22 protein-coding genes are annotated in these 19,160 nt (G+C 61.9%); 14 read left to right on the forward strand and 8 right to left on the reverse strand.

Features of this window, described 5'->3' with window-relative positions; all coding sequences use genetic code 11:
- Nucleotides 1-12 precede the first annotated feature (12 nt).
- The gene (locus tag LZ586_RS10480) at nt 13-564 is read right to left on the reverse strand and encodes a hypothetical protein (RefSeq protein ID WP_235076244.1); all 552 of its coding nucleotides are present in this window, start codon (nt 562-564) and stop codon (nt 13-15) included.
- 466 nt (nt 565-1,030) lie between these two features.
- On the opposite strand from LZ586_RS10480, the gene LZ586_RS10485 reads away from it, so the two are divergent.
- Nucleotides 1,031-1,939, forward strand: coding sequence for a LysR family transcriptional regulator (locus LZ586_RS10485; RefSeq protein WP_235076245.1), 909 nt, complete (start codon nt 1,031-1,033; stop codon nt 1,937-1,939).
- A 97-nt stretch (nt 1,940-2,036) separates the two neighbouring features.
- Complete coding sequence (locus LZ586_RS10490; RefSeq protein WP_235076246.1) at nt 2,037-2,927, forward strand: NAD-dependent epimerase/dehydratase family protein; 891 nt, start codon at nt 2,037-2,039, stop codon at nt 2,925-2,927.
- 62 nt (nt 2,928-2,989) lie between these two features.
- Here LZ586_RS10490 and LZ586_RS10495 read toward each other — a convergent pair whose 3' ends face one another.
- Nucleotides 2,990-3,886 carry an AraC family transcriptional regulator gene (locus tag LZ586_RS10495; protein WP_235076247.1) on the reverse strand — a complete coding sequence of 299 codons (897 nt, stop codon included), beginning with the start codon at nt 3,884-3,886 and terminating at the stop codon, nt 2,990-2,992.
- A 131-nt stretch (nt 3,887-4,017) separates the two neighbouring features.
- Here LZ586_RS10495 and LZ586_RS10500 point away from each other — a divergent pair, with 131 nt between their 5' ends.
- The 7 genes from LZ586_RS10500 to arsH all read left to right on the forward strand — a co-directional run bounded on the left by LZ586_RS10500 (nt 4,018) and on the right by arsH (nt 9,500).
- A complete protein-coding gene (locus LZ586_RS10500) occupies nt 4,018-4,866 on the forward strand; it encodes an N-acyl homoserine lactonase family protein (protein WP_235076248.1) in 849 nt (282 codons plus the stop codon).
- 663 nt (nt 4,867-5,529) lie between these two features.
- Nucleotides 5,530-5,982, forward strand: a complete 453-nt coding sequence (locus LZ586_RS10505) for a hypothetical protein (protein ID WP_235076249.1) — start codon at nt 5,530-5,532, stop codon at nt 5,980-5,982.
- An 89-nt stretch (nt 5,983-6,071) separates the two neighbouring features.
- Nucleotides 6,072-6,479: a cupin domain-containing protein gene (locus LZ586_RS10510; protein ID WP_235076250.1), complete on the forward strand. Its 408-nt coding sequence runs from the start codon at nt 6,072-6,074 to the stop codon at nt 6,477-6,479.
- 178 nt (nt 6,480-6,657) lie between these two features.
- The gene (locus tag LZ586_RS10515) at nt 6,658-6,990 is read left to right on the forward strand and encodes an ArsR/SmtB family transcription factor (protein WP_235076251.1); all 333 of its coding nucleotides are present in this window, start codon (nt 6,658-6,660) and stop codon (nt 6,988-6,990) included.
- Between the two features lie 11 nt (nt 6,991-7,001).
- Entirely contained in the window at nt 7,002-7,430 is a 429-nt protein-coding gene (gene arsC / locus LZ586_RS10520; protein WP_235076252.1) for an arsenate reductase (glutaredoxin), read from the forward strand.
- Complete coding sequence (locus tag LZ586_RS10525; protein ID WP_235076253.1) at nt 7,430-8,716, forward strand: arsenic transporter; 1,287 nt, start codon at nt 7,430-7,432, stop codon at nt 8,714-8,716. The genes arsC and LZ586_RS10525 overlap by 1 nt, the downstream gene beginning before the upstream one ends.
- A 31-nt stretch (nt 8,717-8,747) precedes the next feature.
- A complete protein-coding gene (gene arsH / locus LZ586_RS10530) occupies nt 8,748-9,500 on the forward strand; it encodes an arsenical resistance protein ArsH (protein WP_235076254.1) in 753 nt (250 codons plus the stop codon).
- Between the two features lie 316 nt (nt 9,501-9,816).
- Here the strand turns inward: arsH and LZ586_RS10535 are convergent, their stop codons facing one another.
- Nucleotides 9,817-10,374: a DUF1003 domain-containing protein gene (locus tag LZ586_RS10535; protein ID WP_235076255.1), complete on the reverse strand. Its 558-nt coding sequence runs from the start codon at nt 10,372-10,374 to the stop codon at nt 9,817-9,819.
- 183 nt (nt 10,375-10,557) lie between these two features.
- Here LZ586_RS10535 and LZ586_RS10540 point away from each other — a divergent pair, with 183 nt between their 5' ends.
- Nucleotides 10,558-10,851 (forward strand): hypothetical protein, encoded by a 294-nt coding sequence (locus LZ586_RS10540; RefSeq protein ID WP_235076256.1) that lies wholly within the window; start codon nt 10,558-10,560, stop codon nt 10,849-10,851.
- A 221-nt stretch (nt 10,852-11,072) separates the two neighbouring features.
- Here LZ586_RS10540 and LZ586_RS10545 read toward each other — a convergent pair whose 3' ends face one another.
- On the reverse strand, nt 11,073-11,453 hold the full coding sequence (locus LZ586_RS10545; protein ID WP_235076257.1) for a lysozyme inhibitor LprI family protein: 381 nt from the start codon (nt 11,451-11,453) through the stop codon (nt 11,073-11,075).
- 431 nt (nt 11,454-11,884) lie between these two features.
- Here LZ586_RS10545 and LZ586_RS10550 point away from each other — a divergent pair, with 431 nt between their 5' ends.
- Complete coding sequence (locus LZ586_RS10550) at nt 11,885-12,214, forward strand: response regulator (protein ID WP_235076258.1); 330 nt, start codon at nt 11,885-11,887, stop codon at nt 12,212-12,214.
- Between the two features lie 47 nt (nt 12,215-12,261).
- On the opposite strand, the gene LZ586_RS10555 is transcribed toward LZ586_RS10550, so the two are convergent.
- Together LZ586_RS10555 and LZ586_RS10560 are read right to left on the reverse strand one after the other, a co-directional pair.
- Complete coding sequence (locus LZ586_RS10555) at nt 12,262-12,648, reverse strand: BLUF domain-containing protein (protein WP_235076259.1); 387 nt, start codon at nt 12,646-12,648, stop codon at nt 12,262-12,264.
- A 345-nt stretch (nt 12,649-12,993) separates the two neighbouring features.
- The gene (locus LZ586_RS10560) at nt 12,994-13,173 is read right to left on the reverse strand and encodes a hypothetical protein (RefSeq protein ID WP_235076260.1); all 180 of its coding nucleotides are present in this window, start codon (nt 13,171-13,173) and stop codon (nt 12,994-12,996) included.
- A 152-nt stretch (nt 13,174-13,325) separates the two neighbouring features.
- On the opposite strand from LZ586_RS10560, the gene LZ586_RS10565 reads away from it, so the two are divergent.
- Nucleotides 13,326-14,099 carry an alpha/beta fold hydrolase gene (locus LZ586_RS10565; RefSeq protein ID WP_235076261.1) on the forward strand — a complete coding sequence of 258 codons (774 nt, stop codon included), beginning with the start codon at nt 13,326-13,328 and terminating at the stop codon, nt 14,097-14,099.
- Nucleotides 14,100-14,507: 408 nt separating this feature from the next.
- On the opposite strand, the gene LZ586_RS10570 is transcribed toward LZ586_RS10565, so the two are convergent.
- Together LZ586_RS10570 and LZ586_RS10575 are read right to left on the reverse strand one after the other, a co-directional pair.
- Nucleotides 14,508-14,912 carry a host attachment family protein gene (locus LZ586_RS10570; protein ID WP_235076262.1) on the reverse strand — a complete coding sequence of 135 codons (405 nt, stop codon included), beginning with the start codon at nt 14,910-14,912 and terminating at the stop codon, nt 14,508-14,510.
- Nucleotides 14,913-15,310: 398 nt separating this feature from the next.
- Nucleotides 15,311-16,213: an SDR family oxidoreductase gene (locus LZ586_RS10575; protein ID WP_235076263.1), complete on the reverse strand. Its 903-nt coding sequence runs from the start codon at nt 16,211-16,213 to the stop codon at nt 15,311-15,313.
- Nucleotides 16,214-16,309: 96 nt separating this feature from the next.
- Between LZ586_RS10575 and LZ586_RS10580 the strand changes: the two genes are divergently transcribed.
- Both LZ586_RS10580 and LZ586_RS10585 read left to right on the forward strand, forming a co-directional pair.
- On the forward strand, nt 16,310-17,143 hold the full coding sequence (locus tag LZ586_RS10580) for a helix-turn-helix transcriptional regulator (protein WP_235079779.1): 834 nt from the start codon (nt 16,310-16,312) through the stop codon (nt 17,141-17,143).
- A gap of 338 nt (nt 17,144-17,481) precedes the next feature.
- The gene (locus tag LZ586_RS10585) at nt 17,482-19,089 is read left to right on the forward strand and encodes a pentapeptide repeat-containing protein (RefSeq protein WP_235076264.1); all 1,608 of its coding nucleotides are present in this window, start codon (nt 17,482-17,484) and stop codon (nt 19,087-19,089) included.
- Nucleotides 19,090-19,160 lie beyond the last annotated feature (71 nt).

The following is a 19,160-nucleotide window of genomic DNA, read 5'->3' on the forward strand; positions in this document are numbered from 1 at the left end:
CGAAAGCTCGGATTAGTTGTTCGGTTTCGTTGATCCGCGCGGAAATTCCACGCCCGCAAACTCGGGATATGTTTCGCGCAGGACGAGCACTTGCTCAGCCTCGTCTATGCGGACGAGGTACCAACTGCCGTTTTCCTGCAAAGCAAGAGTCGACGACTTGCTCAGGATCCGCCCGGCTCCAGGCACCTCAACGACGGTTTCGGTTGGAATCAACATGTAGTTCCTGCGCTTGTTCGGCGTGACCCCCGCCGTCGCGCTACTTAAGGTCATTCGGAATGAGACGATTTTCACGTGCTTCATCGCCTCGGCGACTTGTTGCCTGAATGACGGCTTCACATCAGCTGGCGACAAGCCGAATTTCTTTGCGATCACGCCGAGCAGGCGAGGAGGAACGAAGTCGAGGCTGTCGTCCGTCCGCCCCTCCCGCATCATCTTGTCAAATGCGCTAATTCTACTTTGAATGGCTGCGTGGTCGGTTTGCGTGATGCTCTGCGCCGCGACGGGCGGTGACGGTATGCCGGCCAGCGCCACGAGAAAGCACACAGCTAATCGAACCATGATCATTCCTATCGGGGCGATCTCACGCAGATTGAGGCTTAAGTCGTATGTGGCCGCGGTGTTTGCCGCAACTCCCCTGGCGTTGATGCAGGTCGATCTACTTGCGTATCGAGTGGGGCTGCGGAACTCCGCACTCGCTCGGGGTTGCGCAACGCGGACCGGGTCTCAACCTTCACGCGCGACGCGAGTTCGTGAGCCAAGCGGCATGACGACCGGTTCTAAGCCGCGCGGAAGCCCGAGCGTCGGCAGTTGCAGCGCAAGCTGCCCAGCCGCTTGGCGACTGCAACAGAGGCAAATGTGGGCGTCTCTTAGTAGTTTCCGGCTCCCCATTTAAACCATGCGTTCATGTCGGGCGGCAGAGGTGGCGGCGGGTGGCAGACCTCCGCCCCAAGTCGGGCGTTTTTCGAAAAGGACCGAGTTTAAAGAACCCCGCCTGCTTTTCGGGCTGACCTCATCCCTCTATGGCCAACCTATGGATGTAGCTGGCTTTGACCTGAACTTGTTGAAGGCATTCGATGCCGTTTATGCGGAGCGCAACGTGACCCGGGCGGGTCAGCGCATCGGTTTGAGCCAGTCGGCGATGAGCGGTGCGCTCACTCGTCTGCGCGAAGTATTCAACGACGAACTGTTCGTACGGTCGTCAACGGGGATGCAGCCAACGCCGCGCGCCGAGGATCTTGCCGGCCCCATTGCGGCTTCACTCCGCCTCATGCAATCCGTCCTGCAGGCCGATGGCTTCGACCCAGCGAATGCAGATCACATCGTGGCGATCGCAATGACCGACTACGCTGCATTCGTTTTGCTGCCCCCGCTGCTGGCGCGGCTTGCGGTTGAAGCTCCTCGTCTCGATGTGCGGGTACGCGGCATCTTCAGCAAAGACGAAGTCGTCGACCTCCTCGACAGTGGCGAGGTAAGCCTTGCACTCAGCGTTCCCGTCGACGCCTCGGCACGCATCCTCACACGCCCGCTGCTCCGGGAAGGTTTCGCATGCATCGCGCGGCCCGGGCATCCAGCCTTCGTAAAGGATGCCAACATCGAGGCGTTCGCGGCGGCTTCCCATCTCCTAGTGTCGCCTGAGGGAGATCGCGCGGGGCTGGTCGACCGCAAACTTGCGGCGCTCGGGTTGGCTCGCCGGGTCGTGTTGAGCCTGCCGCAGTTCCTGGTCGCGCCGTTCGTCGTCGCCGATACCGATCTGATCGCGACGCTTGCATCGCGCGTAGCGCGGCGGTTCGCTGCGGCCAATCTGGGCATCGTCGTGCACGAGCCGCCGATCGCGCTGCCCGACTGGCCGCTGGCGATGATGTGGCATCGCCGGGTGGATGATCATCCCGCCACGGTCTGGCTGCGCGACTGCATCGCCGGGATCGCCGCGTCAGCCTGACCCATCGGCTGAGCCGATGACGGCCTATCATTTCTCGCGATTTCACGCCGCGCCGCCGTTCCGCTCTACGTCGCAGCACAGACAATGAGGTGCTGACATGCGTGTAATGGTAACGGGTGCTACGGGATTGATCGGCGGCGCGGTGGCACGTCGATTGGCGGCGGCGGGGCATGACGTGGTGGGGCTTGCGCGTTCGCAGGCCAGCGCGGTCAAGCTGACCGACATGGGCTTTCAAGCGGTCCGCGGCGACCTGGAGGATGCGCCAAGCATCGCCAGCGCGGTCCGCGGCGTCGATGCGATCGTTCACGCCGCATCGCCGAATGACCAGAACAGCGCGGCTTATGACGAAGCGGCGACCCGCGCGATCATTGATGCGTTGCGCGGCACGGCGAAGCGCTTTCTCTACACGAGCGGCTGCTTCCTGTACGGCGCCACCGGCGATACGCCCGCGACCGAAGATAGCCCGCTGGATCCGCTCGAGCTGGTGCGCTTTCGCCAAGCGCTAGAAGCGGAGATCCTTGGCGCTGCAGCCGATGGCGTTCACGGCATCATCATCCGTCCCGCCTGGGTCTACGGCAGCTACGCCTGGACCACGATGATGATGTACGGATCGGCGCAGGAGCATGGCGCTGCGCGTTACGTCGGCAATGGGCAGAACCGTTGGACGTGCGTGCATGTCGATGATCTCGCCGACCTCTATCTGCTCGCGCTCGAAAAGGCCCCGGCAGCCTCAATCTTTAACGGCGCTCACGGCGGCGCTATCCCGCTGATCGAGATTGCACGCGCCGCCAGCGAGGGCGCTGGCACCGAGGGCCGCGTGGCGGAATGGCCGCTGGAGGAAGCACGGCAGGCGCTCGGAGGCTTCGCGGACGCGATTGCGTGCGATCAGGTGGTCTCGGGCGAGCGCGCCGAACGTGAACTTGGTTGGCGTCCATCGCGGCGTTCGATCCTCGAGGAACTGCGCTCCTACGATCCGCCAGCAGCATAATCGCAAGTCCTCGATAGCTGCCGTCCCGGAAAACGATGGTATGTCGGGAATCGGCACTGGCCCTAAACCGCCGCTTTCAACTGTCGGGGAGTCTTACCGTGAACGGCTTGCACGCGACGCGAAAAATGTGATCGTGAAGCATAGCCGGCGGCTTGAGCCGCCTGCATCACGGAATAGCCGGACGATCCAAGGAGCGCGCCTGCCGCCCTCATGCGGACGGACAGCAACACCTCTCGGAACGATGCTCCTGCGCCGGCCAACTGCCGGCGGAGCGTGGAAGCGCCGATGCCGAGTTCGGCTGCGACCTCACCGACCTGCCATGGGTGGCTTGGATCGGCGTAGATGATCGCTTCAACTTGTTCCCTTCGGCCGACCGCCATCAGAACCCCGGCCACAGGCGTCACCGCCACCAGCAGCAGAACTTCGAGGACGCGATAGCGCGCCAGGGTCTCGGCTACCGCAACAACACCTATCCCGCTCAAAGCACTGGCGGCATGGCCATATGCCTCAACAAGCGCGGGTGACAGCTCGACGTCGAGCCGGTCGGGTATCCGGCCCGTGACCGGCAGATGGCGCAGGTTGCTGCGCAGCGCTTGGCGAAGAACGTCATCGACCGTGATGCAAATCGACTCATACCGGCCGGATGCGGGATCGGGGATGTTCACCATATCGAAGTTCATTCCAGCTGGGATGACGAACGGGACACCTGCTGGGAATGCCTGTGCAACGTCGCCGTGCCAGATTTCCTTGGTGCCGCTCAACACCACGACGACTGCTGGATGCTCCATCCGGCTGCGGGCAATGCGTTCGCGCTCTTGAACGCAATAGCCGAAAACGCGAACGCCGCTGTCTGTGCCGTGGGACACAGTGCCATGCACGCCAGCCGGCGCACGAAGGCCACTCAAACGGCTCAACAGTGAGGCGCGCAACTCGTTCTGATCGAGGGCAGTGATAGGCATGGCGCGACAATCGCGCGACCGCTCGTACTTCACAAGAACGCCGCGAGCGTTTCGGGCGCAAACACGAGCAGAGCAGGCGCATGCGCTCTTTGCAGTGCGGGCATCTTCACACCGTGTCCAAGGAGAACGCCATGCCTGTTTCGCTGTGGTCCCGCATTGTAGCGGGGTGCCTATCTCTTGCCGTTAGCGCGGGAGTTCAGGCCTCCGCCCCCAAAGCACAGGTGATGATCTGGCGCCTCGATTGTGGTCAGATCGCAATGAATGACGCTTCGCCATTGTCCGATACCGGCATCTACAACGGTCAAACCCGCCGCTTGAGCGTCGGCTGCTACCTAATCCGTCATGGCAAGGAGCTGATGCTGTGGGATGCCGGCCTGCCAATCTCGCTGCTAGGTAAGCCGATCGATCGTCAGCCGATCAGCCCAGCCTTATCCGTCGATCTTCCAGCCCAGCTTGCTCGGTTAGGCATCCGACCGGAAGATATTACCCGGCTGGGGTTGAGCCACTATCATTTCGACCATTCCGGCCAAGCAGCGACGTTCTCAGGTGCTACCTTGATGATCGGAGCTGCGGACTGGGCGGCGCTGCATTCCAAAAAGATGCCCTTCGGTGCGGACCCGGCGCTCCTTGCGCCCTGGCTGAATGGGAAAGGCAAGGTCGATCCAATCGAAGGCGACAGAGATGTCTTTGGCGACGGCTCGGTGGTCATCCTTGCGATGCCGGGGCATACTCCCGGCTCTGCCGCACTGTTGGTGCGACTGCCTGAAACTGGGCCCATCATCATGAGCGGCGACGTTGCGCATCTGGAAACGCAATGGGCACTGTCGGCCGTGCCGACCTGGAACACGGAACGCGCTGATAGCTTAGCGTCTATGGATCGCTTGCAGAAGCTCGCGTCGAACCTCGGCGCCACGATCATCGTTCAACACGATCCAGCCGATGTGCCAAAGCTTGCCACCTTCCCAGAAGCGTCTCGATAGACGGCAACCCTTTCCAATTGGGAACCCGAACCAGGAAAGCGAGCTTGCCTACCGCCCAAGCGACTTGTCCCGGTCCATTTCTCCAAACCTGTTCCCGGATTGCTCTTTCCCGAAATCGCTGGCGGGAGACGAATAATGTGAACGAACTCGCCGAATGAAGCGCCGCTTTCGGTGACTCGAGATGCGTCTCTAATCGTCGTAGATTGGGGCGCTAGTTGCCGTCCGCTTTTCAGGCGGAGATCAGGCGGAAGCGGAGTTACGGTAATGCACAACGCGCTTCCGCCCTTTGCGCGTTAGCAGGGTATCGGCGCTACGACCGCTAACGCCCCATTCTTTGCCGTTCGCGTTCGGCGGACCGAAGCCTGAAGGCGGACCGGCAGCTAAGGCGCGGAAATGGACTTACGCCGTCGAGGCTTGTGCATCGACGTCGCTCGTGCCAGCTTGCCCTTGTCGAAAATGGTGGACCGGTTTTGGTGAGCCCCGGTCAGCTTCCGTATCCACGGATGCCGTAATCCAGCCTTCGGGCCGCGGACCACGACGAGAGGTCGAGGTACGTCTTCTGTCCGTCGTCATTTTGACGGCGGGTTGGTGCACCTCTTCCTCCCGTCGTAGGCAACGGCGAAGAGGGCTTTTTCGATGGACCTACACGATAGCTATACCGGCTTGTTCGCGCTTCTTTCCTGTTCTGGATGGATCGCGATGTTTGCCGCCAAGAAGAGCGGCCATCTCTGGCTCGGAAACTGTTTCGGGTTACTGTATCACTTAGCGTTGGCACCGGTCGTTCAAGCATTGCCTGCACCCGAGTTCGTGCGCATCGCGGGATATGTCTGGATATTCTGTGATGCGTTGATCGATGTCGCGTCGATCAACGCCATGGGCGAGCGGGAGGTCTGGGCCCTTCGCATGGGAGTTCATATCCCTGCGTCCGCCTGGATCATCGGCAGTTCGCTGCAGATGTCGGCGCTCCCGCTTGCCGTCGGCGTGGTTTTGGGCGGCGTGCTGGCGCTGCATGCCATTGCCGGGCCAGCGCTTCCCGACGCGAAGCGGAAATTGTTTCTCTTCGTCTTACCGGCCATGACCGCATGGCTGTGTCTCATAGCGTTCAGCGGCCGGTGAAGTCGTCGATGACCCGACGCTCTGGACCCCGTCTCAAGCAAGAGTTTTACGTCACCAACAGGCCAATCAAAAGGGGATCAGCTATGTGTATGAAGTTTGGAAGCGCCATTGCAGCGGCACTCATCGCATCCAGCACCCTGGCTGCAACCATGCAGGCTCAGGGAGGCGTCAAGCGCACGGACCTGCAGCGGCATGATCTGTCGATCGAAGGCAGGGAGACCGTGCAAGCGCGCATCGACATCGCACCGGGCGCCACTGCGCCCTGGCACCGCCACCCGGGAGAGGAGGTCATCTACGTGATCGAAGGCACATTAGAGTATCAGTTCGAAGGCCGGGTCCCGGCCACCTACAAGGCTGGCGAAGTTCTCTTTGTTCCGGCAGGCGTGGCACACAAGGCGCATAACCCCGGCACCACCAATGGCGCCGAGCTCGCAACCTATATAGTGGAAAAAGGAAAGCCACTCGTAATGCCTGCGCCCGAGGCCGATGAACGCTAACACATGAACCCAGGTTCGCCGAACCTGAAGAATGGCCGCTTACGCTTTAGCGCACGTGTAAGCGGCCATTCCGCTTTTGGTGGTTAGCTGCCGGTCCGCTTGAAGGCATGTAGAATTGCATAGTTGCCATTGAAGACGTTGGACTAGCAGCAAACTATATATCCGCTATGCTGGATTCATGGATAACGATTCCGCCATTGCCGCCTTAGGCGCGCTCGCGCAAGGCACCCGCCTCGACGTGTTCCGCCTGCTGGTCCGGCAGGAGCCAGACGGCATGGCGGCAGGCGAGATCGCCCGCCAGCTCGACGTGCCGCAGAACACCATGTCCGCGCATCTCGGCATCCTCGCCCGCGCCGGCATCGTGCGCTCCGAGCGCCGCAGCCGGTCCATCATCTACCGCGCCGACCTAGACGGACTGCGGGCGCTGACGCTGTTCCTGGTCAAGGACTGCTGCGCCGGAGTGCCCGAGCTGTGTGCACCGCTCCTCGCCGAACTCGCTCCCTGCTGCTGAAAGGACGCGCCATGACCGTCGACATCGTGATCTACCACAACACTGCCTGCGGCACGTCACGCAACACGCTGGCGATGATCCGCAACGCCGGCATCGAGCCGCACGTCGTCGAGTATCTGAAGACCCCGCCGTCACGCGCCCTGCTGGTCAAGCTTGTCGAGCGGGCCGGCATCACGCCCCGCCAGTTGCTGCGCGAGAAGGGTACGCCCTACGCCGAGCTCGGCCTCAGCGACGCCTCACTGACCGATGACGCGCTGCTCGACGCCATGATCGCGCACCCGGTCCTCATCAACCGCCCGCTGGTCGTCTCGCCGCTCGGCGTGAGGCTCTGCCGCCCGTCCGAAGCCGTCCTCGATCTGCTTCCCGAGCCGCAGCGGGGCGCGTTCGCCAAGGAGGACGGCGAACAGGTCGTGGACGCCTTCGGGCAGCGCATCACCTGATGCTCGTCGCCCTCGCCATCTTCGCCGTCACGATCGCGCTCGTCATCTGGCAGCCCCGCGGCCTCGGCATCGGGTGGAGCGCGCTGGGCGGCGCAGCCGTGGCGCTGCTGGTAGGGGCGGTCTCGCTCTCCGACGTGCCCGCGGTGTGGGGCATAGTCTGGAATGCGACCGCGACGTTCGTCGCGATCATCATCGTAAGCCTGCTGCTGGACGAGGCCGGATTCTTTGAATGGGCGGCGCTGCACGTCGCGCGCTGGGGCGGCGGACACGGTGGACGGCTGTTCGTCCTGATCGTCCTCCTCGGCGCAGCGGTGTCGGCGCTGTTCGCGAACGACGGCGCAGCGCTGATCCTGACGCCGATCGTCATCGCGATGCTACGGGCGCTCGGCTACCGCGACAAGGCAACCCTGGCGTTCGTCATGGCGGCGGGCTTCGTGGCCGACACAGCCAGCCTGCCCCTGATCGTCTCGAACCTGGTCAACATCGTGTCGGCTGACTTCTTCCGCATCGGCTTCGCCGACTACGCGTCGGTGATGGTGCCGGTCGACCTCACGTCGATCGCCGCGACGCTGACCGTGCTGCTGCTGTTCTTCCACCGCGACGTGCCGACCAGCTACGATGTCGCGCAGCTCCGGGTGCCGGCCGACGCGATCCGCGATCGGGCGACGTTCCGGGCCGGCTGGGTCGTCCTCGCCGCCCTGCTCGCCGGCTTCTTCCTGCTCGAGCCCATCGGCGTACCGGTCAGCGCAGTCGCTGCTCTGGGCGCAGTCCTGCTGCTCGTCATCGCTGCGCGCGGCCATGTCATCGAGACCCGCGCGATACTGCGCGGCGCGCCGTGGCAGGTCGTGATCTTCTCGCTCGGCATGTATCTGGTCGTCTATGGCCTGCGGAACGCCGGTCTGACCGATCACCTCGCGGGTCTTCTCGACCGCACTGCGCAAGGCGGCGTCTGGGGCGCGGCGTTCGGCACCGGCATCATCGCCGCACTTCTTTCGTCGGTGATGAACAACATGCCGACGGTCTTGCTCGGCGCGCTGTCGATCGACGCAACCCACGCCACGGGCGCAGTTAAGGACGCGATGATCTACGCCAACGTGATCGGCTGCGACCTTGGTCCCAAAATCACGCCGATCGGCTCGCTCGCGACGCTGCTGTGGCTGCATGTCCTTGGGCAGAAGGGCCTCCGCATCGGCTGGGGCTACTATTTCAGGATCGGCGCGACACTGACCGTCCCGGTGCTGCTGATGACACTCACCGCGCTGGCGCTGCGGCTGAGCGCCGCGTGACGTCTCGACACTTTCCAACAGGACACCGCTGATGCCCCTGCGCACGCTCCCCGACCCTGATCACCTGCCCGCATTAGATCGACGCTTCGTGTTGGAGCGCCCCGGGGTTGGACTGGGCGCAGGGGACCCGCCGCCGAGGATTCTGTTGCTCTACGGTTCGCTCCGCGAGCGGTCGTATTCTCGGCTGTGCATCGAGGAGGCGGCCCGCCTGCTACGGTTCTTTGGCGCCGATGCGCGCATCTTCGACCCTTCGACCCTGCCGCTGCCCGACCAGGTGGCAGGCGACGATCATCCGGCCGTTCACGAGCTGCGCGAATTGTCGATGTGGTCGGAAGGCCAGGTGTGGTGCAGCCCCGAACGTCACGGTCAGATCACTGGCATTATGAAGCTGCAGATCGACCACCTGCCGCTTTCAATGGGTGGAATGCGGCCGACGCAGGGACGGACGCTCGCCGTCATGCAGGTTTCTGCCGGCTCGCAGTCGTTCAACAGCGTGAACACTTTGCGTGTCCTTGGCCGCTGGATGCGGATGGTGACGATCCCGAACCAGTCGAGTGTCGCGAAGGCGTTCGAGGAGTTCGATGAGGCCGGCCGGATGAAGCCGTCCAGCTACTATGACCGGATCGTCGACGTGATGGAGGAGTTGGTCCGCTTCACAGTCCTGTTGCGACCCCACGCTGCCCAGCTGGTTGACCGATATTCCGAACGGAAAGACGCCGGTGTGCCGATCGACGCAACAACCGACCTGTCGAGCATTGCGACGGCGCCGCAGCGCTCAAGCTGAACGAAAAGGCAGCTTTTAAGCTTCGGCTGAGATCCTCTGAACGGCTGTAAATGGGCGTATGCCGACCGGCAGCTTAGCGGTCGCAAGCACCCAAAGCCGGATATCCTTGACCGTTGCTCGGCTGCCGTAAGCTGACATGCGGCCATCTGCGACATACGCGTGCTTCGAAGCGCGCCTAGAAACGGTCTCGATGGCCTGCAAAGCGTTTGCGGCCTCTCTTTCCCGTGCGATGAGCGGCAGCTCTCGGCAGGCAGAATGTTTAAGTATCTGCTTCTTGCCGGCAGAGGCCTGAGCGCCGGAACAGATGATCTGTCAATTACCTATTCCCGCCGGCGGGCGCCCGAGCTTGCGCCTCATCCAAGCCGTCGAGCACAGCCTCGGGTGACACATCCTCCTTAATCTCGGCGAGTTCCCCTGCCGGGATGGCTTCGACACCCATCTTCCTTGCCATGGCATCGACCAACGATATCAAACGAGTCAACTCATGCTCAGCCAGCAGGTTGATCTGGAGGTCGAGGTCCGACTGCTTGGCCGCCGCCGCCATCATCCTGTTCTGACTGATGAGAACGAAGGTTGAGAGGAAGATGGCTTCCACGCTCGCCTCCATAGCGAGCACGACGAAGCTCGAGTCGAACGGCTGTATGCCCGGCACAACCTTCAGGTTGATCCCGATCCAAGCACTATAAGCCAGCGCATGGATGATCACGAACGTCATGCTGCCGGCAAATTTGGTGATCGCGTCCGAGACGCGCTCCGCGAGAGTGGCCTCAGCTTGTACCTGAGCGCGCCTGTCCTGCATGCGCTGCATATTCCGGGCAAGCACAGAACTTAGACCAGGTGGTTTTGGCGATGGGTGGGTCAGCGTGGCGTTCATTGTAGGTGCTTTCGTGCGGGCAAAGATCAACAACGCTTCTCACCCATCCCAAGCACCGTGAAATTTGCCGTCCCGACAGCGATGGCCGCATCGCGTAGTAACCAGCGGACCCATCTTGGACATTCAGAGCGAGTGAGCAGCTGCCTGATTGCGGACGTTCGCAGCAGCAAGCATAGTGCCGCAATGAAGGTCTACGTGGTTCGGCGAAGCATTGAGGTATTTGACGGAACGGGGACATTGAGTCCGGCGGCGAAAACTTCACTTGAGGCCATTGGAGGACTCGTCTGCAAAGTTTTGCGAGCAGGTGGTGACGGCAGCCACGTGGCAGCGATTTGGCGTGGCACAGTGCTAGAAGACGCTGCTCCTGCGATCGAAGCGATATCGACCCCATCGGCACTGGCGCTTCCAAACGAAATGCTTGATCCGAACCGTTCAACTAGCGGCTACGTACCAACGGCATGGCAGCAACTGCGCTGACGGCGTGTCGTGTAATTAGCGTAAATTCCTCCCGCTCCACTAGGCGACTAGCAGCTAACCACCCACTTCCAGTCGCCGCCAGCGCTGCTGGGCTTCGCTCGCATATGAGCCCTTTTGAAAGCGCTTCGGAGCCTTTGAACGGCGGGCAGTGGGCGCGCAGCCGTCGACGCCTCGCGGCAACCTGCGCAGCTACCTTCCTCCGACGCCGCTGATCACCGAACCTAGAAGCGGATCATGCGCTCCAGCTCGTTCGCGCGGCTCGCCGTCTTCATGACCAAGCAGCTGCTGTTGATCGTCTCTTGATCAACTTTGCACTCGTAGTCGCGGGTCTTCAGCCATGATCGCTGCTCGGCGCGAAGAGCAAGGCGCTTTTCGGGAGTCTTTGCAAGCTGACGCATCACCTCCTGATACGCCTTATTCAGTCGCGCATCCTGAGATCCCATTTCAGACTGCGCGCATATGCCCTGTTGTACCGTGTTACCTCCCGCCCGCGCCTGGCAGGCTGTATATCGGTCGGATACACCCGCAGGAGCGATCTGGGCACGCACTGAGGTGCCAGCCAGAACCAGAACGGACGCTGCCACTATCATCTTCAAACTCATCGCCGGCTCCCTGCTGCCTAATCGTGTGGATCCTAGCGATGATGTTCGGACCTTGTCCACGGACCTGAGGCTCGCCGAAATACCATCTTTGTGAGACGGCTGTTATCGCCACCCTATCTCTTCAAAAGCTGCCTGCCCGCCTCTCCAATTTCACCTGTCGCATTCAACCGGCCGGTCGGAGCCGCCGAACGGCGGAAGCCGGAAGGCCAGCTCGAACCTAATGACTAAAACTGAAGTGGTGGCAGGCCGCATGGTAGTAATACGCCGGGGCCGACTTTTGGGGCAACAGCCGCGGTTCGACCCAGGCGTCCGCTCCGCGCGTTCTGGGCGTTGAGATCTGGCACCCTCTGAACCAGGTAAGGGGATCATTTGCGAGCGTTGGCGGTTAGTCTCGGACTTAGCTGGAGAAGGTCGGCAACGTGTGTCACGTCTTGATTATCGAAGACGAGCCGATGGTGGCCATGCTCATAGAGGAAGCCCTGGAGCGTGCAGGCGCAAGCACGTTCGACATAGCGGTCACCGAGGCGGAAGCGATTGAGCTAGCAGCGCAAAACCGGCCGTCGGTTATTACGTCGGACGTTAGGCTGGTGGAGGGAACAGGCCCCCGAGCGGTGGAGCAGATCCGCGCAGAGCACGGCGAGATACCGGTGATCTTCATTACGGGAACGCCTCTCGAGTGCAGCCCGTACAAAAGCAGCGCCGTTTTGATGAAGCCTGTGTCGCTTCGCGCAGTTCAAGCGGCTTTCGAAGAAGTTGCCTGACACGGCCTTTCTCGAACGCGCGGCGCCTCCGCTTTAGCTGAGCCAGGCTAAGGAAAGAGAGCGAGGATCGCCTCCGGGGAGTTACCGAGCATCGAATTCAACCGTGATCTGGCGTCTCTGGGCACGTCTCCGGGCAGTCCGGCCATCGCCCAATCCCCGAAAATCCGCGCTTCCTGTTCTCCGCTATCGATCACGGTAACTTGCTCATGGCGCGGGTCGCGCGCGATACGCTCAAAAGTGCTTTCTACGCTCTCCTGAGGACCTTCTAGGTACTGGAGATAGCGATCTCCTTCGGCCCAGAGAATGCCGGTAACTCCGTCCATGCCGTTATTCCGACGGGAAGTAGTGAGTATCGCTGCACGATCATCGCCGGCAACCGAGCCAACTGACCGACTTACATAAACGAGACGGCAGAGGGGTTGGTCGATGCTCATCAAGCTCATCTAGAAACTCAGCGCGGAGTGACAAGCACCCCTCTATGAGAAAGCGTCGGCTCAAATACCGAGAGAGTAGCGCTGCCGGCCCCCCTTCGCGCCCAACGCGCCGAGTGGACGCTAGCTGTGACGTGTCCTGCGGACGCATCTACTCCCGATATGATAACGCGAGTCCGGCACCTTGCCGACTTGGGAAACCGACTGCAGTCGGCTGAGGTACTAACTTTCGCGCGCTGCTCACCATCCGCTTCAAACATCGGTTCGGGCGACCAAAGTGTCCCGAGGTTGGTGTAGCGCGCGGAGCGAAGGGGGCCCACCGCTTGAAGCGGCAGGCAATATTGGAACTCACGCCTGGGTTTGTGTGGGGGTGTCGCTCGGCGCATTGTCGGGGGTCTCTGGCTCGATCATCGGTGCCTCAGGATTGTCTGAGCCGGGCAGCGACTCTGGCTGATCGTTAGGCGCTGGCGTCCCGTCGGGCTCGCGGATCGGATCTGGTGCATAGGGGTCTGGTGGAAGCGTCGCCATGTTCATTCTCCGGTGATTGATTGTCCAACCAAGCAGCGCCCGCTATCGATCCGCGAGTCGACCGGCCGGCTTTGCATTTGCAGCCAGGTTCGTCGGCCCCGCCGACGGGGTGGGATCGTTGAGCCTTTCCAAGGCAACAAGAGCAGCATGAGATGAACCAGATCCAACGCGGTACCGGTCGCAAGTTGCTGCTCGTCCATGGTCTCGGCGGAAGCTGGCGCTCGTGGAGCACAATCCTGGATGCGCTCAGCGCCCACCGGATGGTAATCGCGATCGACCTTCCAGGACATGGCGCCACACCGGCGGAACACGACAGCGGCACCTTCGACGGGCTGGTTGGCAGCATTGAACGCTACATCGCTGAAAACGGATTAGCTGGGATCGACGTCGTCGGCAGCTCAATGGGAGCAAGGCTTGTGCTTGAGCTCGCTCGACGCGGCGCTGTCGGCAATGTTGTCGCGCTCGACCCAGGTGGCTTCTGGCGTGGGTGGGAGCGACTCTTCTTCAAGGCCACGATCGGGGTCTCGGGTCACTTGCTGCGCGCGATCCGGCCCAGCCTGCCGATGCTAAGCCGCAATGCGGCGTCACGTACTGCGTTGCTCGCTCAATTGTCCGCACGTCCTTGGACGCTGGATCCGCACGTCGTTGCGACCGAATTGGCAAGTCTCAGTACCACACCGACCTTCGACGCGCTGGTCCACAGCCTGGCGAGCGGTCCTGAGCAAACCGGGCCGGCTGCCGACAACACCGGCCGGATCGTGATTGGATGGGGCAGGCACGACCGCCTCTGTCTGCCGAGGCAGGCGGCGCGCGCGAAGGCTGCCTTCCCATCGGCCAGTCTCCATTGGTTTGCATCCAGCGGCCACTTTCCGATGTGGGACATGCCTGAGGAGACCGTCGCCACGATCCTCGCCGCAACGCGCTGACCTTCCCCACGCGTGCGGCTTTGTCGCGATGTGGTGAGCTTCTGACGGCGTATGCTGCCATTCACCACAGGAGCACAAGCTAATCCTAGCCGTTTGGGCGCGAAGCTGAAGCCGATCAGTGAGCAAGTAATCGTGGTGACGGGTGCCACGAGCGGCGTGAGACAGCGCCACCGCGGCCGACGCCACCAATGCTGATGTAGGACCGGGTCAGCGGTAAGTGCCGGATGATACCATCATCTAAAACGTCAGCTTCGCTGCCGGAATTACGGAAGCAGAATGGTTTCAAGCGACCGGTCAGCAAAGTCGTATATGATTGGGTCATCTATCTTTTCGGTGCGGCAACCCCGAGATGACAGGTCTGGCCTGTTAGGCTTGCTGCCCGGCCGCATTGCGGGCGGGCAGCAAGCATTATGCGGCGGCTACAACTTCTTCGATGTGGCGGACTGTGTGACCTGTGAGATCCTTGGATATCTCACCCACCAGTTTGGCTTCCAGCGCTTTGTGGTAGTGCTTGCGCAGCTCACCGAGTGTGCGCGGTGCAGCGATCACTATGAGATGGTCGATATTCCCTGACGTGGCACGCTTGTTCAGAACTTCGGAAACCCCAGCGGCGAAGCTGTCTTCATTTTGCTGACTGTCGCTGGGATTTGCGGAACTGCTCTGGTGGCGCCCACCAGATCCCATGTTCTCCGTCGAAACATCTGCATCGGGCAGAGCCGTCAGGTTCGGCGCGTGCTCATCGCCACTGTTGTGGTAAAGATTGAGCTTCTCGCCGTCGACCACGGCAATGAGGGCATTTTTGGGGATCTTCATGAAGTTCCTTTGATCGGCCCATGTGAACAGGGTCCATCCTCGAACTCTTGAGATAGCGATACGGCTCCGCCGACGGTCGCATGCCTTCCGGCAGGCATGCATCCTCGCGACGTAGGGCAGCTCACAGCGGATAGCTGATGGCGAGACGAGGGGCAGAAGCCGACAGTCCGCCTTTGAGAAAGACGCGAGCGAGCCTACCCGCCCGGATTGGGGCGGAAGCCGACGGTCCGCTGTGCTACCGCAAAGACCAAGAAAGCGACGTCTCAGGGCCTCTTCGCAGTTTCGGCCATTCGGCCGGGGATCCCATGAGAAAGGAGTCGGTGCCCCGCTTATCGTCCGCCTGGTGCAGCTACTCGCTGGCTCAACGAGCCGATCAGCCAGCGAGCAAAGTCCGTCGATCAAGCGGCCGTGAGCGCTGAGTAATCCATGGCGGCAAGGTCGGTAAGCAGATCGGGACCGGTAGGCTCCCACCCCAGCCGCGTGCAAGTCCAGGCGTTCGATGCGGTCATGTCGAGGCCCGCGAACGGAGTCATCCAGCCGAAATAGTGCTCGACGTCGTCTGCCCCAATCGAGCGGACCGGCAGCCCGGTCCCCTTGCCGATCGCCTCGGCAATCGCGCGTGCGGTAACGCCTTCCTCTACCGACGCATGGTAGCGCGCGCCCGGCTGGCCCTTCTCGAGCGCCAGGACGTAGAGCTCCGCCACATCGCTGACATGCGCCGCCGACCAGCGCGCCTGCCCCTCCCCCAGATACGCCACCGCCCCGGCCCGATACGCTTCCGCGATCAGCGGCGTGATCAGCCCAGCTTTGGTGGTGTCGTGCACCTGGGGCAGCCGGATGGTCCGAACGTCGATGCGGCGCGCAATCAGCGCCGCGCCAGCAAGCTCGGTAGCTATGCGCGGGTTGGCGTGGAGCGGGTTGAGCACGTCTTCGGTCGCCGGGCCGCCATTCAGTGGCGTGCCAATGCCAACGCCCGAGGTGATCAGGATCGGCTTCTTCGTTCCCTCCAGCACCTGACCCATGGCCGCGATGTTGCGCTCGTCCTTTCTGGTATTCTCAAAGAAGTTCTCGAAATCGTGGTCGAATGCGCAGTGGATCACCGCATCGGCGGCCGCCACGCCACTCGCAAGCGTCTCGGGCACGTCGAGATTCCCGCGATGGACGTCGACCTGGGCCGCTTCAAGCTGGCGGGCACCCGCGTCGGAACGCGTCAGACCGAGCACCTGATGGCCACGCTCAAGTAATTTGGGAATTATGTGCGAGCCGATGAACCCGGTCGCACCGGTCAGGAACACGCGCATGATGTATCTCCTTCTTTTCCGAGTGGCGTATCGCTCCCTGCTCTACCCTGTTAAAGTAGTGACCTTATCGTGGTATAAGCTGCAACAGGATCAATGATGGCCAGCGACGCGCCAAGCCAACTCGGCACCTATCTGCGCGATCGCCGCACCCGTCTCGACCCGGCGTCGTTCGGGTTTGGCGGTCGGCGGCGCACGCCCGGACTGCGCCGCGAGGAAGTGGCGAGCCGCGCCAACATCAGTCCAACTTGGTACACTTGGCTGGAGCAAGGGCGTGGCGGTGCGCCATCCGCCGACGTGCTCGACCGCATCGCCAAGGGCCTGATGCTGACCGAACCGGAGCGCGAGCACCTGTACATGCTCGGCCTGGGCCGGCCGCCCGAGGCGCGCTATCAGCCGGTCGACGGCATCACGCCCCGGCTGCAACGCGTGCTCGACGGGATGGTGCTGAGTCCGGCGATCGTCAAGACCGCGATGTGGGACGTCGTGGGCTGGAACCGCGCGGCGGCGGTGCTGCTGACCGACTATGCAAAGCTGCCGCGCGAGGGGCGCAACATTCTCCGGCTGATGTTCGGCAGCGACCATGTCCGCAGCCGCAACGAAGATTGGGAAAGCATCGCCCGCTTCGTCGTGGGCGCATTTCGCGCGGACGTCGCGCGGGCAGGTGCAAGTACCAGCGCGGAGGTCACGAAGCTGGTGGCGGAGCTCTGCGGGATCAGTCCCGAGTTCGAAGCGCTGTGGCAGGACAACGACGTGGTCGCGCACGGCGAAGGGGTGAAGCGCATTCACCATCCCGACGCGGGGTTGCTTGCGATGGAGTTTTCCTCGTTCGCCATGGAAGGACGGCCGGAGCTTGGGATGATCATCTACAATCCGGCTTCGCCCGAAGACGCCGAACGGCTGCGTGCGCTGCTGGACGTGCATGAGGATTGACCACACCGAAGCGGTCCGATGCGGTAACTTTGACCCACATCCGGCCATTCAGACCGCCCTTCCCGCTCCCCAGCTTCGGACATTCATTCAGGTCAGCCAGGCACCTGCTTTCGGCACTTCGTTCGCGCCGGCTGAACGACCACAAGTGGGTGGTTAGCTGCCAGGCCGCTTTTAAGAAGTGAGCAGCGAGAGCGGACGAAGAACGGAACGGACCTCGTCTTCATAGGTGCTTAACCGTGCAAGCGGATAACACAATATCGGATGCACCGGGTCATGCACGAAGTCAGTGGGCGGCTATAATAGAGCATCAGCGTTGCACATCTGCAGTGGGATACATCATGTCCGCGATCAGCTCCGTTTCGGCCGCTTCACCTCTGCTGTTGTTCCCGGCTGTAGATGACTCCGGAGCTGACAATCAGGCGGGCGCTCCGGAAGCGGTGTCGGCGCCTATTGCTGACCCACGACCGGCGTCCCTAGCACCGGAGACCACCGCAGCCCTTCTGGCGGAGCAAGCGGCACAAAAGCAGGTATCTGCAGCGCGCATAGACTTGAGCGGCCAAGATCTTCGCGGCGCGGATCTCACAGCGCTGGACCTAAAAGGGGCCGATCTACGCGGTGCCGACCTGTCGGGCATGAATTTGAGTGGTCTCGATCTGTCGGGTGCAAACCTGTCAGACGCGAAGCTCTCGGGTGCGATTCTGAATGGTGCGATCCTCACCAATGTCTTGGCACAACGCGCAGATATTCGAGGTGCGGCGCTGATTAACGCTGCAATGAGCGGCGGGGACTTCTCAGATAGCAACTTCAGCGGCGCATATCTCGGTGCGGTCGGTAAGGAAGATAGCCTCGTTGGGGCCGCTTGGATGTCGGTGAAGAACGCCAACTTTAACGGATCCAACTTCCAGAACGCTCATCTGAGGAGATTAGGGATCCTCGATGCGTCGGCTGACCGTGCCGACTTCGGCGGTGCGAAAATGGATTCGGTGTATCTATCTAATGCGTCACTCCGCGACGCCAATTTCGATCATCTCGGCGGCTCGTCGGTAAGCTTCGAGAACAGTGACGTTAGTGGCTCGGCGATGACCAACATGGTTGTGGGAAGCAAGGGATACTCGAACACGATCCTGGAAGGCGCCCGCTTCGCCGGATCCTCTTTTAATCACACCGGCTTCACGTTGACGGATCTGAGGACCGCGGATCTCTCAGGAGTGATCCCTGAGGCACAATTCTCGGGCTTCGGTCTGACGAATATGTCGGGGCTCGATTTCAGCGGCTTCGATTTCTTCGGAGCTCACTTCAATGATTCGCCTGCGGGAGGGGGCGTTACGCAGCGGGTCCCGACCGCCGGCGCCTCGTACAAGGGGACAAATTTCTCCGGCGCCGATTTCGATCATGCATCTTTCTATAAGGAAGGCGACCTCAGCGCCGTTGATTTCTCCGGGGCGAAGTTCAACCAGACAATGATCGACAATCTAGCGAGATCGGCGCTCGCCGGGCGCGAGGGTCTCCGCGAAAGCCAAGGAGACGCTATTTCGCGTGCGGAGAGCCAGGCGGTACTCGACATGAGCAGGGGACGTCGGCCCATCGAGCGGGGCTTTCGAATGCCCGATGACTTACTTTACCGGGCGAGCGCCGGAAACGGCTACGCCTTAAATGATCAGGACCCGGACGATCGGATAAAAATCGGCCGGATTTGGGCCGAGAACGGATGGACCGGCATGGTCATGAGTCCGTTGGTCCAGTCGCGGGCTGAGGAGGACGCCAGCCCACCCGGAGCAGTCGCCAAGACCATGCCCGGCTCGTCCTCAACTGATACGGGCGCGAACTCCGCGCTTGAGACGCTGAAATCGGTGAACGAGGCTATGCGCACCTCAGCCGAGGCGGATCGACAACAAGGGTTGATCGAACTGTTCCGGGCTGCAGGTCCAGACGCTCGCGAGAGGTAGGGCGAGCACCGCCTGACAGACCATCGAGCCGTTCGCATCGAGATGACAGGTCACCTCAAGGGCCCGTTTGA

The organism is Sphingomonas sp. S2-65, from assembly GCF_021513175.1.
Taxonomy (GTDB): Bacteria; Pseudomonadota; Alphaproteobacteria; order Sphingomonadales; family Sphingomonadaceae; genus Sphingomonas.

Coding starts and splice junctions, on each gene's coding strand:
- LZ586_RS10480 (WP_235076244.1), bottom strand. CDS start 564: ATGATCATGGTTCGATTAGCTGTGTGCTTTCTCGTGGCGCTGGCCGGC.
- LZ586_RS10485 (WP_235076245.1), top strand. CDS start 1,031: ATGGATGTAGCTGGCTTTGACCTGAACTTGTTGAAGGCATTCGATGCC.
- LZ586_RS10490 (WP_235076246.1), top strand. CDS start 2,037: ATGCGTGTAATGGTAACGGGTGCTACGGGATTGATCGGCGGCGCGGTG.
- LZ586_RS10495 (WP_235076247.1), bottom strand. CDS start 3,886: ATGCCTATCACTGCCCTCGATCAGAACGAGTTGCGCGCCTCACTGTTG.
- LZ586_RS10500 (WP_235076248.1), top strand. CDS start 4,018: ATGCCTGTTTCGCTGTGGTCCCGCATTGTAGCGGGGTGCCTATCTCTT.
- LZ586_RS10510 (WP_235076250.1), top strand. CDS start 6,072: ATGAAGTTTGGAAGCGCCATTGCAGCGGCACTCATCGCATCCAGCACC.
- LZ586_RS10515 (WP_235076251.1), top strand. CDS start 6,658: ATGGATAACGATTCCGCCATTGCCGCCTTAGGCGCGCTCGCGCAAGGC.
- arsC (WP_235076252.1), top strand. CDS start 7,002: ATGACCGTCGACATCGTGATCTACCACAACACTGCCTGCGGCACGTCA.
- LZ586_RS10525 (WP_235076253.1), top strand. CDS start 7,430: ATGCTCGTCGCCCTCGCCATCTTCGCCGTCACGATCGCGCTCGTCATC.
- arsH (WP_235076254.1), top strand. CDS start 8,748: ATGCCCCTGCGCACGCTCCCCGACCCTGATCACCTGCCCGCATTAGAT.
- LZ586_RS10535 (WP_235076255.1), bottom strand. CDS start 10,374: ATGAACGCCACGCTGACCCACCCATCGCCAAAACCACCTGGTCTAAGT.
- LZ586_RS10540 (WP_235076256.1), top strand. CDS start 10,558: ATGAAGGTCTACGTGGTTCGGCGAAGCATTGAGGTATTTGACGGAACG.
- LZ586_RS10545 (WP_235076257.1), bottom strand. CDS start 11,453: ATGAGTTTGAAGATGATAGTGGCAGCGTCCGTTCTGGTTCTGGCTGGC.
- LZ586_RS10555 (WP_235076259.1), bottom strand. CDS start 12,648: ATGAGCATCGACCAACCCCTCTGCCGTCTCGTTTATGTAAGTCGGTCA.
- LZ586_RS10560 (WP_235076260.1), bottom strand. CDS start 13,173: ATGGCGACGCTTCCACCAGACCCCTATGCACCAGATCCGATCCGCGAG.
- LZ586_RS10565 (WP_235076261.1), top strand. CDS start 13,326: ATGAACCAGATCCAACGCGGTACCGGTCGCAAGTTGCTGCTCGTCCAT.
- LZ586_RS10570 (WP_235076262.1), bottom strand. CDS start 14,912: ATGAAGATCCCCAAAAATGCCCTCATTGCCGTGGTCGACGGCGAGAAG.
- LZ586_RS10575 (WP_235076263.1), bottom strand. CDS start 16,213: ATGCGCGTGTTCCTGACCGGTGCGACCGGGTTCATCGGCTCGCACATA.
- LZ586_RS10580 (WP_235079779.1), top strand. CDS start 16,310: ATGGCCAGCGACGCGCCAAGCCAACTCGGCACCTATCTGCGCGATCGC.
- LZ586_RS10585 (WP_235076264.1), top strand. CDS start 17,482: ATGTCCGCGATCAGCTCCGTTTCGGCCGCTTCACCTCTGCTGTTGTTC.